This is a genomic window from Abyssogena phaseoliformis symbiont OG214 (assembly GCF_016592595.1).
In the GTDB taxonomy this organism is placed as follows: domain Bacteria; phylum Pseudomonadota; class Gammaproteobacteria; order PS1; family Pseudothioglobaceae; genus Ruthia.
On record NZ_AP012977.1, the window covers coordinates 302141 to 318751 of the forward strand.

Sequence of the window (16611 nt, forward strand, 5' to 3'; positions counted from 1 at the left end):
TTTTTCTTGTATTACAAAGACTTTGGAATTGAGCATGGGGTCAATTGCGTGAACACTTATCTCAAATGTTATTTAGAGGATGTTTGGCTTTGCTTTAAAAGCCTCTCTTGCTTAATCCTTAAATTAAACAACGCTGGGCAACTATCTTATGTCCATTAAGATTGGTGAATAATGAAATATTCTTTTATTAAATAACCTACTCTAATTAAATTCATACAAAAAAATCACTCTGCTTCGCAGACATTATCAACCTAGTTTATATCTTTACTTTTTCATCATTGTATAAGACCAAGCAAGTAGCTCACAGCACATGAATAAACTCACTTAGTTTCTGCTATTTAAGCGTCATTAGTTATACCTTTAATCCTTTAGGCACCGAACACTAAAGCCGAAACCCTTACTATCCAAATTACGAAGCACTTGGGCAAAGCTACTAAACAGATAACGGTACTAAGCATTAGCCCCAACCTCAGTAGAGCTCCACAAGTACGCACCCGAGTCTCGATTGAAAGAGCCGCCACCAGTTTGTCTCGGTCGTCCGCTAAGCGCACCTCAAATCCACTACCACCTCCTGACTGAAGTTTCGTGCCTGGGTTGGTTACCCACTGCACCTTCTAAAGTCGTCCAATCGCCATCCGAAGGAATATGCCAACCAGTGACACAAATGCCTTGCACTCCTTCCCGGTGTAGTTGAACCATTCATAGCACCTGCCCAATCGTACAATTTGCCATAGCTATTGGCATCGTTATTAACATCATCGTCATAACTCCAAGCGTTGCCAGTAGTGACTGCGTGTCTCATGTTTTCAACAGTCCAGGTTTGGCTGCCAATGGTGACAATACTGTAGGTAATACCACCTTGCGACCATGCCTTCAACAACATTGCCACTACTATCTACCTTTTCAGTACGAATTTTGTTGCTATGTTCTACCCAAGTAAATTCGCCTAAGTTCATCTTACTACTGGCTTTAAAAGGTGTGTCAGCAATGGTAAAATTGGAGAGTTGCTGTTTGTCATCAAATGACAACTTAAAACTTAATTTGCCATAGCTTTTACTGCTTGTGGTGGTGGTGTCTTCTTGTCCAAATTCAAAACTGATTAAAGGCGTGAGTTCAACCTCTATACCGAGAATGTTGCCTTTGATGTTGTTACCGATTTTAGCATCCCAAAAATAGTGCGTTCCTTGGTTGTCACCAGAGAGGTGATTTGATCTTGGAAGAAAGTGAGTTCTTTGCTGTTGTCGTTTAACTCAGATGGTGGTTGAATCGTTTTGATGCTGTAATCTAACTCTTTTGAGTTAACTCCATGAATACTGATTTCAGTACGGCCAGAGCCAAACTGATTAAAAAACTGGTTGGCTTTGTCATTAATTAAACCTTCGGTTTTACTAATGGCTTTATTTTTTTAATTGATTGCTTAATCCTGTGGTAATTTTGTCGCCTAATTGGTTAACATTGTCTGAGTCTGTAGAACCTATGGCGTTACACGGACAGCGCCTGTCACTTCTTTGAGCAAGGTGGTGGCTTGGTTGTCTTTTTTAACAATGGCTGGATTGTTAAGATTGTGGGTGTATTCGGTGTTTAAGTCTAAGTAAGCAGATTTATCAAAGGTATTAACGGCTTACGCTTCAACAGCAAGTAAGAAGGTGAATATAGTCAGTGTAAGTGCACTGGGTTTGAAGGTTTTAGAACTTAGAGAGAACTCGGGGGAGGGGTACTTAAAAGCGGTTTAGAAACTAAAGAACTGGGGGTGGAGTATTTTTGAATGTGCTTGTTGCTAGATTTTGTGACATTGGGTACTTCTTTGTTTGAAAGTATTTTTTTAAAACTAGTGGTGGGCTATACTAATTTATGTCGGGTTCAGCAAGGAGTGTCCTTAATAAAAATATAACATCCTTTCTACAACATAAAAGTGTATTGAATAAGCTTAAGATTTGAAAAAATGGTGTTTTATTTGCTAAAGTATTTTTTCTCTACCTTAAACGATAGACCGAATTATTCAAGCTGTATTTAATGAATAACTTGTGCAGATATTTATTTTTTTATGCGATAATTGCTTAAAAAATTATGACCATCTGCATTATTTTCCATGATTTTTAGTCAATATTTAAGTTTAAAAAAGACACCACCTGCATGGGTCTGGGTGTTTGTTTTTTTACTGTCTATTTCTGGCACATTTTATTTAGGGCTCAACCCTGATTTTATTGCACACTGGTGGGGATATTTAGTTGGGTTTAATATCATCATGAGTCTGGTTGCTATTTATTATATTTATGCGGATGTATTACGCCTTAAGCGTGATGTTAAAGGCGATATTGTCGGCTCTAAATTTACTTGGTCGTTTGTTAAAATTGTGCCGGTTTTGGTGATTGTACCTGTATTGTCCTTTTATATATTCTCATTCCAGACGATTCAAAACAACGTTAAAGATTCAGAAAAAGCGTTTAATGTTTTTAGTCAAAACTTTATTCAGCAAGTCAATAGTTTGTATAGTGGCGTGCAAAAAATCAGAGATGAGCGCTATACTGAACAAACAAAAAGATTATTAACTTTAATTACTTCCTTTGGTAGCTTTCAAAAAGACACTACAAATTATGCACAAAGTATGCAGATATTTCTTGATGGCTTAATTGATAAAGGCTGGGCTTGTCAAATTACATTGTTAAATGCTCAAGAAGAGGTGGTTGCTAAAACAGCAGATGTGACTAATTGTATGGCGATTGAAGAGCGGCCATTGCCAGGTACACAGCCACGTATGATTAACGAAGATGAGACTGCAAACGTTATTCAAGTGAAAATGTCAACACGTTATTTTGCAAACATATCAAATCAAGATTTGTTTGTGGTTGATGTAGTGTATGCAACTGATCCAGGACTTTTAGGGTTTTTGTCACAAGTTAGAGGATTTGCAAGTGCAGCGCAAAACATTAAATTTGAGATTAACACTTCAATCACTCAAAAACGTTTTATGATTGATTTTTCATCCACTGTGTTATTGGCAATACTTAGTGCACTTATGGTGGTTTTTCGTATGATTGAGCGGCTAATGAAGCCGCTGAATAACTTATCCATCGCCACGCAAGAAATTGCCAAAGGTAATTATGATGTGCGCATTGCCAAACAAAAAGAAAGTGAAGATGTGCGTAGTTTGATTGAGCAATTTAATGCCATGTCTAGACAAATCAAGGCATCTCGTGAGGGTTTAGATACGCACAATTTGTTTTTGGAAACGATTCTTAAATATTCTTATGGCGTGATTGCGCTTGATCAAAATAGGAAGATACGTCTCATCAATCCAGTGATTGGTACAATGTTGGGCATTAAAGATGAAAAATTATTCATTGGTAAAAAATGCAACACTATTGTTGATCACTACTCAAATTTAGAACCCCTGTTTTTAATGACACAAGATAAATTTAAACGAGATGAAAGTGAATGGAGTGAAGAGATTGAAATTACTTTGGCTAGTCAACATTTGTTATTATCGTGTCAAGGCGCAGCACTTAAAAATGACAATGAAACCTTGGGTTTTGTCATTGTGATTAAGGACATCTCGAAATTAAACAGAGCTCAGAAAAAAGCTGCTTGGGGGGAGGTAGCAAAGCGCATGGCACACGAAATTAAAAATCCACTAACGCCTATTTTATTATCTGCTCAGCGTCTTAGAAATCGATTTATAGGTTCTTTAGAGGGCAAAGATTTAGATGTTATTGATAAAACTACAAATACCATCATCCACCAAGTTCAATCCATGGACACTATGGTGAGTGCATTTACTGATTATGCTAACACACCTCAAATTGAAAGAAAACCTTGTGATTTGAATGCGTTAATTAAACAATCTATCGCACTTTATGACGACATAAGCAATATGAGTATTGGTTTTGATTTGTCTGCTGGCGTTCCACTACTGCTTTTAGATAGCTATAGTATTTCTAGAGTGTTGATTAATTTAGTGAAAAATGCCAGTGAAGCAATGATTGACAGGCGTGATTTAAACGTTAAAATCACAACAGAATATTTACCAAAACAAGCTATTGTGCGTTTAAGTATCATAGATGATGGCGATGGTTTTGATAAGTATGTACTTGATAGAGTGTTTGAGCCTTATGTAACGACTAAAATTAAGGGCAGTGGTTTAGGCATGGCAATTGTGCAAAATATTATTAAGCAGCATGAGGGTGAAATATTTGCCGGCAATGTTAAGCCACATGGCGCTATGATCACCATTGAGTTTAATTGTAATAAATAAAAGGAAAGGGTTATGAATGACACACTAGCCATTGGTAGAATTCTTATTATTGATGATGAGAATATTAATACAGAAACGATGATGGACACATTGGAAGATGTTAATTACCATGTGGTTCTTGCGGCTAATGCCAACCAAGCTAAAACCATTATAAAAGATCAAATTTTTGACTTGGTTATGATGGATGTTTGGATGCCTGGACAGGATGGTATGTCGTTGTTAGAAGAATGGGCTCAAGCTGGTTTTTCTACACCGATTGTTATGATGTCTGGTCATGCAGAACACCAAGATGTGGTCAGGGCAATTAAACTAGGTGCAGTTGATTTTTTGAAAAAACCGCTGCATGATATTTTGCCATTGGTGCGTAAAATTCTATCTGAGCAAGTACTAGAGAAATCTGGACACACTATTAGTGGTATTGAATTTAATGCACCACTTAAAGAGGCGAGAAATATTTTTGAGGTACAATATTTCAATCACCACTTACAAGAGAACAACCATAATATTGCCAAGGTTGCAACACTTGCAGGATTAGAAAGAACCACTTTATATCGTAAGTTAAAAGATTTAGGTATTGATAAAAAATAAAATAGTATGAAAATCTTAATTTTAGGTGCAGGGCAAGTTGGTGCAACATTAGCTAAATATTTAGGTTCAGATAATGATAATGACATTACCATTATTGATAAAGATGAGTCTAATTTATCAAACCTACAACGTCATTTAGATGTGAAAACCGTGTGTGGTCATGCTTCATATCCTAATGTTCTAGAGGAGGCAGATATTAAGAATATGGACATGGTCATTGCGGTAACACGATCAGATGAAGGCAATATGTTGGCTTGCCAGATGGCACACACTTTGTATCAAGTGGAGAAAAAAGTAGCGCGCATACGCACCGCTGAGTATTTGCACAGAAAGGAGTTATTTTCACCTAATGCTATTCCTATTGATTTTATTATTACACCTGAAGAATTAGTGACTAACTATATTAAGCGTGTGGTTGAAGAACCAGGTGCTGAGCAGGTGTTTGAGTTTGAAAACGGGTTGGTTCAATTGGTAGAAACTAGAGCTTATGCAGGCACACCAATTGTAGGTCATTCTATTAAAGATCTACATGAACATTTGCCAAAAACACGGGTGCGCATTGTTAGTTTGTATCGCAACGGTAAGGCCATTCCCGTATCAGGAGAAACGGTCATTCGTGATGGTGATCGGGTTTATTTCATGACCAAAAAGGCCAGTATTTCTAAAGTGATAAAGCAATTCAGGCGTGAAGATAAAGCTTATAGAAATATTATTATTGCGGGCGGTGGGCGTATTGGTCTTAATTTGGCAAAGTTCTTAGAAAAGGATCACCATGTTCGTATTATTGAGATGAATAAAGAGCGTGTTAGTAAGATTGCTGATGAGCTTGATAATACATTAGTACTTTTAGGCAACGCTTCTGACGAGGAGTTATTATTAGAAGAGGGTATTGAAAGTACAGATTTATTTTTAGCCCTAACAGATTCTGATGAAATTAATGTTATCGTTTCAATTTTAGCCAAACGCTTAGGCGCACATAAGACGATTGCTTTGGTTAAGCGCAATGTCTATGAAGATTTAGCCAAGCAAAGTGAAGATGTGGACATGGTCATATCGCCCGACCAAATTACAGTGAGCGGTATTTTGGCACATATTCGCAAGGGTGATACTATGATGGTGTACTCATTGCGCCAAGGTAAGTCAGAGGCAATTGAGGTTATTGTACATGGTGATAAACATCATTCAGATGTTGTGGGTAAAACCATTGAGCAAATCAATTTGCCAGATGGTGTGGTCGTAGGTTCAGTCGTTAGAAATCATGAGGTTATTATGGGGTCGCGTACTTTAGTTATCAAGGAAGGAGACCACGTGTTATTGGTGTTAACTGATGTGAGTAAAATTCATGAAGTGGAAGAGTTGTTTGAAGGATATTTTGATTAACGATTATTAAAAATGCAATTTAGTATTGTTTTTAAAACCATTGGCTTGTTGCTAATGGTATTTAGTCTAACGCAATTACCACCTATTGTTGTTGACTTTATTTATGCTCAAAACGAAGCCTCATCTTTTTTCGCCGCTTTTTCTTTAACATTGTTAAGTGGTTTTGTTTTATGGTTGCCTTTTAGAAAATCAACCAAAAATTTTAGGATTCGTGAAGGTGTACTAGTAGTGGTGAGTTTTTGGTTTGTTTTATCCTTGTTTGCGACCACGCCATTTTTATTATCAACCTCTTTGGATATGTCCTTTAGTGATGCATTTTTTGAATCCATGTCGGGGCTGACCACCACAGGTGCAACAGTACTTTCTGGGCTAGATGATTTGCCTAAAGCACTGTTGTATTATCGTCAGCAACTTCAATGGCTGGGTGGCATGGGTATTATTGTTTTAGCGGTTGCTATCTTACCCATGTTAAGGGTTGGTGGTATGGAGCTTTACCATGCAGAATCAAGCGGTATTTCTAAAGAAAGACTCACGCCAAAGTTAGCTCAAACTGCCAAAGCACTATGGAAAATTTATATTAGCTTGACAGTTGTTTGTGCATTGAGTTACTACCTCGCAGGTATGGATGGATTTGATGCAATTGGACATAGCTATGCAACGGTTGCTATCGGTGGTTTTTCTACTCATGGTGCATCAATTGGCTATTTTAATTCTTATGCAATCGAGTTAGTGGCAATGGTCTTTATGCTATTGGCAGGTATTAATTTTTCACTACATTTTCTTGTTTGGCGCAAGCGCAATATATTTATTTATTTGAAAGATTCTGAGTTCAAAGCCTATTTGTTAATTTTAAGTACATCAATTTTATTGGTATCAAGTTATTTATTTGATAAGGGCTACTATCAAACCATGGAAGAGGCGATTAGACATGGCGTATTTCAAAGTATTTCCATTATGACCACCACAGGCTTTGTCAGTACAGATTTCTCATTATGGCCATTCGTGCTACCAGTGTTTTTAATTTTTGGTAGTTTTGTTGGTGCTTGTGCTGGCTCTACGGGCGGAGGTATTAAAGTTGTTAGAATATTATTGATGTTTAAATTAGCCATGAAAGAGATTAAAAAATTTATTCATCCTAATGCACAAATCAACATCAAGCTTAATCAGAAAAGTGTTCCTGAGAATACCTTGGTGTCAGTTTGGGGTTTTTTCTCTTTATACGTAATTGCCTTTGTTATGATTATGATTATGTTGATGTTTACTGGTCTTGAGCAGGTGAGTGCGTTTTCAGCAACTGCAGCGTCTATTAATAACCTAGGCCCAGGTTTGGGTGATGTTGCTGCTAATTATGGCAATATTAGCGATACAGCAAAATGGATTCTAAGTTTTTCAATGTTATTAGGACGCCTAGAAATATTAACCTTAATGGCTTTGTTGCATAAGGCTTTTTGGCGTTTTTAAATACACTGTAAAAGTTACTCTACTATAATATTGTAGCTTGGCAAAGCGTTTAGTAGTTGTTTGCCATAAAATTTAGTGACTAGACGATTGTCAAAAATGGTGATTTTTCCTGTATCAGTTTCTGTGCGAATCAAGCGACCACAGGCTTGAATGAGTTTAAGTGATGCATCGGGTAGAGATATTTCCATAAAAGGGTTTCTATTTTGTGATTCAAGATAAGTGGCTAATGTTTTATCAATGGGCGAAGTGGGTACACTAAAGCGCAATTTGGCAATGACAACATGGGTAAGGTTGTCGCCTTTTAAATCTACGCCTTCAGCAAAACTATCTAGCCCAAAAATAACACTACCCTTGCCTTGTTTGCGTAAGTTAATGTGTTTTTCTAAAATGTGCTTTTTGGGGTATTCGCCTTGAACAAACAAAGTACAATCTAGCTTTTTTTCTACCAAGTCTGCTACTATTTGCATTTGTTTATTAGAGGCAAATAGTACCAATGAACCTTCGTTACTATCAAGTCGTTTAAGTAGTTGTGATGTTACTTCTTGTGTGTGCTCATACACTTGGGTTGGGCTGGCTTTAAGTTTGGCAATGATAAAATCTACTTGGTCAAACACAAAAGGTGAAGGCAGGCGTAGGTATTGGTTTTCATTTCTTAGTAGCCCTAATTGTTTGTTTAAGCGCTCAAAACTACCGAGTGATGTTAGCGTGGCTGAAGTGAGAATGGCGCCTGAAACTTTTGACCAAATAAGTCGGTCTAGATTTTTTGAAACATCGGTTTGCGCACTATTAAGCAAGTAGTTTGTTTTTTTATTTGCGAGCGTGCTTTTTTCGACCCAACGTGAATGTGGTGCTTTATTTGGATCATCTTTTTGCAAGAAAGATGAAAATAAAGTAATAATACTAAGTAAATGCTGTTCACATTCACCAGCTGCATTACTAATAGGATCACTGATGCTTTTGTCTATGGCTGTTATTTTTAAATAGTCGCCCCAAGATTCTTTTAAAAGCGTGAATTTGGTTTGAACAGCGCCAATAAGCGTTAGAATATTTTCACTTATTTGTTTGATAGATTCATCAACAATACCTTGGCTGAATAAATAAATATCGTCATTAAATTCTAGTTGTTTTAACAATTGAATTAAATCAGTCAGATAACCATCAATTTGTTTGATGTTAATATCAGGTACATCTTGTTTGCTGATTTTGCATAATTGCTCACTAACTACTTTGGTTTGTCTAACGCTGGTTTTGATAAACTCAGTGTTGGTGGTTAATGAAAAGTGCGATAGTGCTTTTGAATTTAAGTGGTGTGCCTCATCAAAGATAAAGATTGATTCGCTAACATCAGGTAGCACAGTGTTTCCTGTGCTAAGGTCAGCCAAAACCAAATCATGATTAGTGACAATAACATCTGCTTTGGTAATTTTCCGTCTGGCTTTAAAAAAAGCGCAGTTTTGATAAGAATCACAGCTTTTTGCTGTGCAAGTAAAACGATTGCAAGCTATTTTTTGCCAAATAAAATGATCTGGCGCGCGCATTAAATCATCGATTTCTCCATTCCATTTCTTAGTTGAGTAATCGCTTAGCATCTCACTGAGTTGTTCTAATTGATATTTTTCTGGTGGATTGTCAAACAGCGGCATTGATTCAAATAAAGAATTATCGCTCGTGTTATTTTCACATACGTTAATTAAATTGCGAACACAAACGTAACGCGAACGCCCTTTGACTAGAGCATACTTAAAATCAACTGAGCAATATTTTTGTGCTTGTGGCATGTCTTTAAAAAGCAATTGTTCTTGCAGGGCGACATTGGCACTGGAGATAATTAGTTTCTTTTTATTGGCTTTAGCGATAGGAATACTGCCAAGTAAATAAGCAAACGTTTTTCCTGTACCTGTGGGTGCCTCAACACATAAAATATTATGCTCGCCTTTATGCTCTCCCGATAAAGTTTTAGAGATTTCAGCAATCATTTTGTTTTGTGCTTGGCGTGTTTTAAAGCCATCCATGTCTTCTTTTAAGCTTATAAATGACTGACGGATTTGAGCTTTTAGCTCATTTGAAAGCATGATTTTATGACTGGCGTTGCAAGGAAAGGTCGCATAATAAAATCAATGCGTCTTTATAATCTGAGTCAGGTATTAGCTTGAGTGATTGCTTGGCAAGTTGGGCTGATTTGTGTGCTTGATTGCGAGTATAGCCGAAGGCTTTAACCGATTGCAGAATTTTAATCACCTGTGCTATTTTGGAATTATCTGCTTGGTTAATAGCATCTTCTAGAAGTTGTCTATCATCACCAGAAGTATGAGCAAGTGCATAAATCATGGGTAGCGTGGTTTTGCCTTCATTTAAATCATCACCCGCTTCTTTGCCCATGGTTTTTGCATCTGATTCATAATCAAGCACATCGTCAATAATCTGAAAAGCGTTGCCAAGGTGTAAGCCATAGTCTTTTAATGCAGACTCTTGGGCTTTATCAACGTCTGATAGTAACCCGCCAATTTGAGTGGCTGCTTGGAATAAACACGCTGTTTTTCGCTCAATCACTGCGTAATATTCGGCCTCGGTTAGTTCAGCATTTTGACAATTTAATAATTGCAATACTTCACCTTCAGCAATACTATTAGTGGTTTTAGAAAGAATACGCATGATGGGCATTGAATTAGGTTCAACCATCATTTCAAAAGCACGAGAATATAAAAAATCACCCACTAAAACACTGGGCGCATTACCCCAAACTTCGTTGACCGTGTCTTTTCCTCGGCGCGTTATAGACTCATCAACAATATCATCATGCAGTAAAGTGGCAGTGTGAATTAATTCTATGACCACCGCCATAAGGTGATGATGCGTGCCTTGATATCCAGTTGCACGTGCACAAAGCAATAACAGCAGTGGACGTAAGCGTTTGCCGCCAGCGTGGATAATATAATGGCTCATTTGATTAATCAAAGCAACGTTTGAACTTAAACGATTAATGAGTATACCGTCTGTTTTTTGTAAATCTAATTTTAAGAGGGATTGAATATCGCTTAAACTTTTCATGGCGGTTATTTTACACGTGGGCGGTATGGGTTATTAAAAAAACCAATACTTGTATCACCTCAGGTTGGCTTTAATTTATTTGTAAGCAAGTACACCTCTTTAGACCTTGCTCTTGAGGCTTTTGGCTTGCGGATGGTAACAGAAGAAAAAGAAGATCGACACGACTTAACAAACTCATCAAACCCATCTCCTTGAAAGACTTTGACAAAAAAATAGCCTAAAGGCGTTAAGGTTTTAATTGCCATATCCAGTGCCAGTTCACACAAGTACATGGATTTAGGGATGTCAACTGAGAGTTGACCGCTCATATTTGGCGCCATATCGCTTAAAACAACATCAATTTTTTTACTCATAGTGATATCTAAAAGCGCTTTATAAACACTACCTTCAGTGAAGTCACCACGTAAAAAATCAACCCCATCAATGGGCTTTATGTCCAATATATCACTAGCAATAACCAGACCAGATTTGCCCACAGTTTTTATTGCTACTTGGCTCCAGCCACCAGGGGCAGCGCCAAGATCAAGCACTTTATCCCCTAATTTAATAAATTTATCTTTGTCAATCATTTCTATAAGTTTGTAAACGGCGCGAGAGCGATAGCCTGCCTTTTGTGCCTTTTTAACAAACTCATCACTTAGATGTTCACTCATCCAACGTCCTGAACTGCCTTTTTTTGCCATATCAATAATTCCTAATATTGCAGAGTATTTTACGGGATAATAATGTCTTTTTTGCATTGACCTACCCCGCATGAATACTAAATTAAGAAACATTGCTATTATTGCTCACGTTGACCACGGTAAGACAACTTTGGTTGATAAATTGCTTGAGCAATCGCAAACGTTTGATGAGCGCTTTGAATCAACTGATCGAATGATGGATTCAAATGATCTTGAAAAGGAGCGCGGTATTACCATTTCTAGTAAAAATACTGCGATTAAATGGAACGATTATCATATCAATATTGTAGATACGCCAGGCCATGCTGATTTTGGTGGTGAAGTAGAGCGTGTACTGTCTATGGTTGATAGTGTGCTTTTGCTTGTAGACGCGCAAGAAGGCCCAATGCCACAAACACGCTTTGTGACGAAAAAAGCCTTTGACCAGGGTCTAAATCCAATTGTCGTTATTAATAAAATTGATAAAGATGCAGCACGCCCTGATTGGGTAATTGACCAAGTGTTTGATTTATTTGATCAACTGGGCGCAACTGACGAACAATTAGATTTCCCAATTATTTACGCTTCAAGTATTAATGGTTATGCCTCATTAGAAGATGACGTACGTTCAGGCGATATGACATCCATGTTTGAAACCATTATAAAACACGTTAAAGCCCCAGAGGTTGATATTGATGCGCCTTTGCAAATGCAAGTGACCGCACTTGATTATTCCTCGTTTGTTGGGGCAATTGCGATTGGCCGCATTATGCGTGGTACAATCAAGAAAAATATGCAAGTTGTGGTGGTTGACACACAAGGCAATGAACGTAAAGCTAAAATTGCAAATCTTCAAGGCTTTCTTGGCTTGGAAAAAGTCGATACAAACAGTGCACAAGCAGGCAATATTATTGCCATTACTGGTATTGAAGGCATTTCAATCTCAGATACGATTTGTGATCCTGAGACTATTGAGGCGTTGCCACCTTTGAGTGTAGATGAGCCAACCGTTTCTATGGCGTTTCGTGTTAATGATTCTCCATTTGCTGGGCAAGATGGTAAATTTATCACCTCACGAAATATTCGCGACCGCTTAGATAAAGAGCTCATTTACAACGTTGCACTTCGGGTTGAAAACACAACCGATCCATTTGAATTTATTGTTTCAGGTCGTGGTGAATTACACCTGTCAATTTTAATTGAAACCATGCGTAGAGAGGGTTTTGAGTTGGCAGTAGGTCGTCCACAAGTCATTTTAAGAGAAATTGATGGCGTGGTTTGCGAGCCCTTTGAAGATTTAAGTGTTGATGTAGAAACTCAACATCAAGGCACTGTGATGGAAAAGTTAGGTGAACGTAAAGCCGAACCGACCAATATGATGCTAGATGGCAACGGTAGAGTAAAGTTAGATTTTAATATTCCTGCACGTGGTTTGATTGGCTTTAGAACAGAATTTTTAACAGCAACGACAGGCACAGGGCTGATGAATTCAACCTTTGATGTTTACAAACCTCAAAAACAAGGGGAAATTGGTCAGCGTTCTAATGGCTCTTTGATTTCAATGAACCAAGGACAAGCAGTTGCTTATGCCATTTTTAATTTACAAAAAAGTGGTAAATTTTTTGTAGAACACAACACTGATATTTACGAAGGTATGGTGGTTGGCATTCATACACGTGATAAAGATTTAGTGGTTAATGTTATGAAGGGCAAGCAGTTGACCAATGTACGTGCATCAGGCACTGATGAAGCCGTATCGCTAACACCTGCCATTAAGCTTGATTTAGAGCAAGCGCTAGAATTTATTGATGATGATGAATTGGTAGAAGTAACGCCCCACAATATCCGCATTCGCAAGCGTTTATTAACAGAGAATGAACGCAAAAGGGCGCGTGGAAAACCTAAATAAAAGGTAGCTTTTGCTTGCTTGCTTGCTTGCTTGCTTGCTTGCTTGCTTGCTTGCTTGCTTGCTTGCTTGCTTGCTTGCTTGCTTGCTTGCTTGCTTGCTTGCTTGCTTGCTTGCTTGCTTGCTTGCTTGCTTGCTTGCTTGCTTGCTTGCTTGCTTGTTGTCAGTACCAGTGCTAATGGTATACTGCTGTTATATTTTTTTTGATTAAACGTTTATGGACAACATTCTTATTTTTTTTGTTAAGCAGAAAAAGCTAGCACTGGTCTTTACGGTTTCCATTATTGCCCTTGGTCTTTTGACATTAAGTGGCATTCAAAGAGATAAATTCCCAGCGGTAGATTTTGAAGTAATGACTGTTGTGACTGTATATCCTGGTGCCTCACCTGAAGATGTTGAGCAGAATATTACCAACCCAATTGAAGACGAACTGAAAATAATTTCAGGGATTGACAAATTCAGTTCAACTTCCAAAGAAGGCAAGTCTAGTATTGTCATAACACTTTCTCAAGATGTGGATGATATTGAGCTATTAAAGCAAGAGATTAGAAATGCAGTTAGTCGCATCAAGTCATTACCTGAAGAAGTGGATGATTTGCCTTGGGTTATTGATCAAAAAAACTCACTTAAAAGCATTTTAAAAATTAATATTAGTAGTAGTAGTGACTTGTCTTACCAAGCATTGAGAGATATTACTGATGACATGGCTGATTCTTTAGCACTGGTTGAAGGCGTGTCAAAAGTTGTTAAAGAGGGTTATCTTGATCGTGAAATTCAAATTAGGGTTAATCCTGATAGTTTGTACCAACATAAGTTATCCTTACCTCAAGTGATTGAAGCGATTAAAAAGCGCAACAAACGCTACACTGTTGGTAGTAATCATGATGATATTAATGAAAAAACCATTGTTGTTTTGGCTAAGTTTGATGAGATTCAAGATGTGGGTGATGTGATTATTAAATCAACCTTTGACGGACCTGTTATTCGCTTAAAAGATGTTGCAAGTATTGTTGATGGAAACAAGGAAGAGACTTCTATTACTCGCGTGAATGGCACTAAAGGTTTTATTCTGAGAATTCGCAAACAAGAGCATGCCGATGTAATTACCACGGTTGATTTGGTCAAAGATAAAGTATTGGATTTAAAAGCTAAATATCCAACCAGTCTGCAAGTTTTTTATTCATCAGATGAGTCTAAGCATGTTCGTAATCGGCTTAATATCGTGACCAATAATGGTTTAATTGGCTTGTTTTTGGTGTTGGTGATATTGGGTTTATTTTTATCACTTAAAACAGCTTTTTGGGTATCAATCAGCTTGCCAGTATCTCTTTTAGGTACAGTGGCTTTATTAGGCGCAACGGGCGAAACCATTAATCTTGTTTCACTGGCTGCGATGATTTTAGTACTTGGCATTGTGGTGGATGATAGTATTGTGGTGGCAGAAAGCATACATCATTACAAACAATTAGGAAAAGACAAATATCAGTCTGCTGTATGTGGGTTTAAGCGCGTCATTGCACCGGTGATAACGACAATTTTGACCACTATTTTAGCCTTTTCTTCAATGTTTTTAATGGGCGGCACGATGGGTAAATTTATTTACGTTATTCCTTTGGTGGTTATTTTTGCTTTGACACTTTCTTTTTTAGAAGTCAGTTTAGCATTGCCAGCACACCTTGCCAGTAGTGATGAAAAAACCAAAGGTAAAACATGGTTTACGTATATTGAAAATTGGTTTGAGGGTTTTTTAACAAAAGTACTGAAATGGCGTTACGGTGTTGTTGTTATTTTCAGTATCGTTCTTATCGGCTCTTTATATTTTGCCAAAACCCAAATGAAATATGTACAATTTCCTGCAGTGGGAGCAGATAGTATTAGTGCAAGATTGCAAATGCCTGTTGGTACCTCGTTAGAGCGTACAGAGTCTATTTCCAAGCAAGTAGAGCAAATGATAATAGAAGTTGTGGGTGAGGATTTAGACTCATTAACCAACAATGTTGGTCATTATTTTACTCATGTGGCTAAGTTTACTATTGAACTGGTGCCGTCTAGCACAAGAGTGCAAACACCCAAAGTTTTACTTACCCAGTTAAAAGCACGTGTTAAGGATATAAAAGCTGCACAAAAATTAAAGTTTTCAATAAGTAGACCAGGTCCACCACAAGGCGAAGATGTAGAGATTAATTTGGTAGGTAGTGATAATATTCAACGTCAAAACGCTACTGATGCTTTAGAGAAAATATTGTTAAGTATTGATGGCATAGGCAACATTGAGCGAGATGATGAACCGGGTAAAACACGTATTGAGGTGGTGATTGATTTTGAGAAAATGGCTAGATTTGATGTTGATTTTTCAGCAGTTAATGATTATTTAAAGGCAGCTTTTACAGGTATTAATGTCACTAACGTGCGTTATGGTGATGGTGATGGTGATGTTGATTTTAGAATTTATCTGGGTAGTGATAAACAGTCAGAAGACTTTCTAGCATTACTAAAAATTAACAACCGTCAAAGTCACCCCATACCGCTGAAACAATTTGTTTCATTACAAAAAATTAAGGGCGAGCCAAATTTTAATCATTTTAATGGGCAGCGTTCAGCCGTAATTAGCGGTAGTGTTGATGACGAGATAACGACTTCTGGTGTGGTTATCAGTCAAGCACTCAAGCGCCTAGATTTAGTTAACAAGTATCCTACAATTAGAGTGACTAGTGAGGGTGGCGATAAGGGTACAAAAAAAGCAATGGATAGCTTTAAAAAGGCGTTTGTTATGGCAATTTTTGCCATATTTTTATTACTAACTTTGTTATTTAATTCTTATTCACAGCCAATACTAGTCTTAATCGCTGTGCCTTTTTCTATTATTGGCGTTATTTGGGCTTTTTTTCTTCATGGAGAGACGCTTAGTTTTTTTGCAATATTAGGTACACTGGCATTAGTAGGGGTTATTGTGAACGATTCTTTAGTGATGGTTGCCCATTTGAATTATTTAAAGGCAAAGTTTGCATCTACTATGAGTGTTTATGAGTGGGTTGTTCAAGGCGCAAAAGACCGATTGCGCGCTGTTGTGTTAACAACATTAACAACTTTAGCAGGTGTAATACCACTTGCTTATGGCATTGGCGGTACTGACTTTATTTTACAACCCATGGCGCTTTCGCTGGGCTATGGCTTGTTATTTGGCACATTAATGACACTTATTTTATTGCCTTGTTTGTATTTAATTAACCATGAGCTTATCAGTTGGGTAAAAAAACTTTGGCGCAGGCTGTTAAGATTTAGTCAATAGGTTATTTTCGAGTAGTACTTTACTT

11 protein-coding genes are annotated in these 16611 nt (G+C 37.5%); 6 read left to right on the plus strand and 5 right to left on the minus strand.

Translation table 11 applies throughout. The annotated features are described in order from the left end of the window. Window positions 1–561: 561 nt before the first annotated feature. The gene (locus CVPH_RS01960; protein ID WP_201340796.1) at window positions 562–699 is read right to left on the minus strand and encodes a hypothetical protein; all 138 of its coding nucleotides are present in this window, start codon (window positions 697–699) and stop codon (window positions 562–564) included. Window positions 700–806: 107 nt separating this feature from the next. Further along, complete coding sequence (locus CVPH_RS01965; protein WP_201340797.1) at window positions 807–1028, minus strand: hypothetical protein; 222 nt, start codon at window positions 1026–1028, stop codon at window positions 807–809. Between the two features lie 1061 nt (window positions 1029–2089). Here CVPH_RS01965 and CVPH_RS01970 point away from each other — a divergent pair. The 4 genes from CVPH_RS01970 to CVPH_RS01985 are packed head-to-tail and all read left to right on the plus strand — an operon-like array spanning window position 2090 to window position 7681. Continuing rightward, window positions 2090–4252: a sensor histidine kinase gene (locus CVPH_RS01970; protein ID WP_201341846.1), complete on the plus strand. Its 2163-nt coding sequence runs from the start codon at window positions 2090–2092 to the stop codon at window positions 4250–4252. Between the two features lie 12 nt (window positions 4253–4264). Beyond that, a complete protein-coding gene (locus CVPH_RS01975; protein ID WP_201341847.1) occupies window positions 4265–4840 on the plus strand; it encodes a response regulator in 576 nt (191 codons plus the stop codon). Between the two features lie 6 nt (window positions 4841–4846). Continuing rightward, window positions 4847–6220, plus strand: a complete 1374-nt coding sequence (gene trkA, locus CVPH_RS01980; RefSeq protein ID WP_201341848.1) for a Trk system potassium transporter TrkA — start codon at window positions 4847–4849, stop codon at window positions 6218–6220. A 12-nt stretch (window positions 6221–6232) separates the two neighbouring features. Then, a complete protein-coding gene (locus CVPH_RS01985) occupies window positions 6233–7681 on the plus strand; it encodes a TrkH family potassium uptake protein (RefSeq protein WP_201341849.1) in 1449 nt (482 codons plus the stop codon). A gap of 14 nt (window positions 7682–7695) precedes the next feature. Here the strand turns inward: CVPH_RS01985 and dinG are convergent, their stop codons facing one another. Genes dinG through rlmE form a run of 3 tightly spaced genes read right to left on the minus strand, consistent with a single transcriptional unit; the run spans window position 7696 to window position 11412 of the window. Further along, the gene (gene dinG, locus CVPH_RS01990) at window positions 7696–9753 is read right to left on the minus strand and encodes an ATP-dependent DNA helicase DinG (RefSeq protein WP_201341850.1); all 2058 of its coding nucleotides are present in this window, start codon (window positions 9751–9753) and stop codon (window positions 7696–7698) included. A 4-nt stretch (window positions 9754–9757) separates the two neighbouring features. Then, window positions 9758–10729: a polyprenyl synthetase family protein gene (locus CVPH_RS01995; RefSeq protein ID WP_201341851.1), complete on the minus strand. Its 972-nt coding sequence runs from the start codon at window positions 10727–10729 to the stop codon at window positions 9758–9760. A gap of 59 nt (window positions 10730–10788) precedes the next feature. Next, a complete protein-coding gene (gene rlmE / locus CVPH_RS02000; RefSeq protein ID WP_201341852.1) occupies window positions 10789–11412 on the minus strand; it encodes a 23S rRNA (uridine(2552)-2'-O)-methyltransferase RlmE in 624 nt (207 codons plus the stop codon). Between the two features lie 70 nt (window positions 11413–11482). Between rlmE and typA the strand changes: the two genes are divergently transcribed. Both typA and CVPH_RS02010 read left to right on the plus strand, forming a co-directional pair. Next, window positions 11483–13300: a translational GTPase TypA gene (gene typA, locus CVPH_RS02005; RefSeq protein ID WP_201341853.1), complete on the plus strand. Its 1818-nt coding sequence runs from the start codon at window positions 11483–11485 to the stop codon at window positions 13298–13300. A gap of 214 nt (window positions 13301–13514) precedes the next feature. Continuing rightward, complete coding sequence (locus CVPH_RS02010; RefSeq protein ID WP_201341854.1) at window positions 13515–16586, plus strand: efflux RND transporter permease subunit; 3072 nt, start codon at window positions 13515–13517, stop codon at window positions 16584–16586. Window positions 16587–16611 lie beyond the last annotated feature (25 nt).

Coding starts and splice junctions, on each gene's coding strand:
- CVPH_RS01970 (WP_201341846.1), top strand. CDS start 2,090: ATGATTTTTAGTCAATATTTAAGTTTAAAAAAGACACCACCTGCATGG.
- rlmE (WP_201341852.1), bottom strand. CDS start 11,412: ATGGCAAAAAAAGGCAGTTCAGGACGTTGGATGAGTGAACATCTAAGT.
- dinG (WP_201341850.1), bottom strand. CDS start 9,753: ATGCTTTCAAATGAGCTAAAAGCTCAAATCCGTCAGTCATTTATAAGC.
- trkA (WP_201341848.1), top strand. CDS start 4,847: ATGAAAATCTTAATTTTAGGTGCAGGGCAAGTTGGTGCAACATTAGCT.
- CVPH_RS01985 (WP_201341849.1), top strand. CDS start 6,233: ATGCAATTTAGTATTGTTTTTAAAACCATTGGCTTGTTGCTAATGGTA.
- typA (WP_201341853.1), top strand. CDS start 11,483: ATGAATACTAAATTAAGAAACATTGCTATTATTGCTCACGTTGACCAC.
- CVPH_RS01960 (WP_201340796.1), bottom strand. CDS start 699: ATGGTTCAACTACACCGGGAAGGAGTGCAAGGCATTTGTGTCACTGGT.
- CVPH_RS02010 (WP_201341854.1), top strand. CDS start 13,515: ATGGACAACATTCTTATTTTTTTTGTTAAGCAGAAAAAGCTAGCACTG.
- CVPH_RS01995 (WP_201341851.1), bottom strand. CDS start 10,729: ATGAAAAGTTTAAGCGATATTCAATCCCTCTTAAAATTAGATTTACAA.
- CVPH_RS01975 (WP_201341847.1), top strand. CDS start 4,265: ATGAATGACACACTAGCCATTGGTAGAATTCTTATTATTGATGATGAG.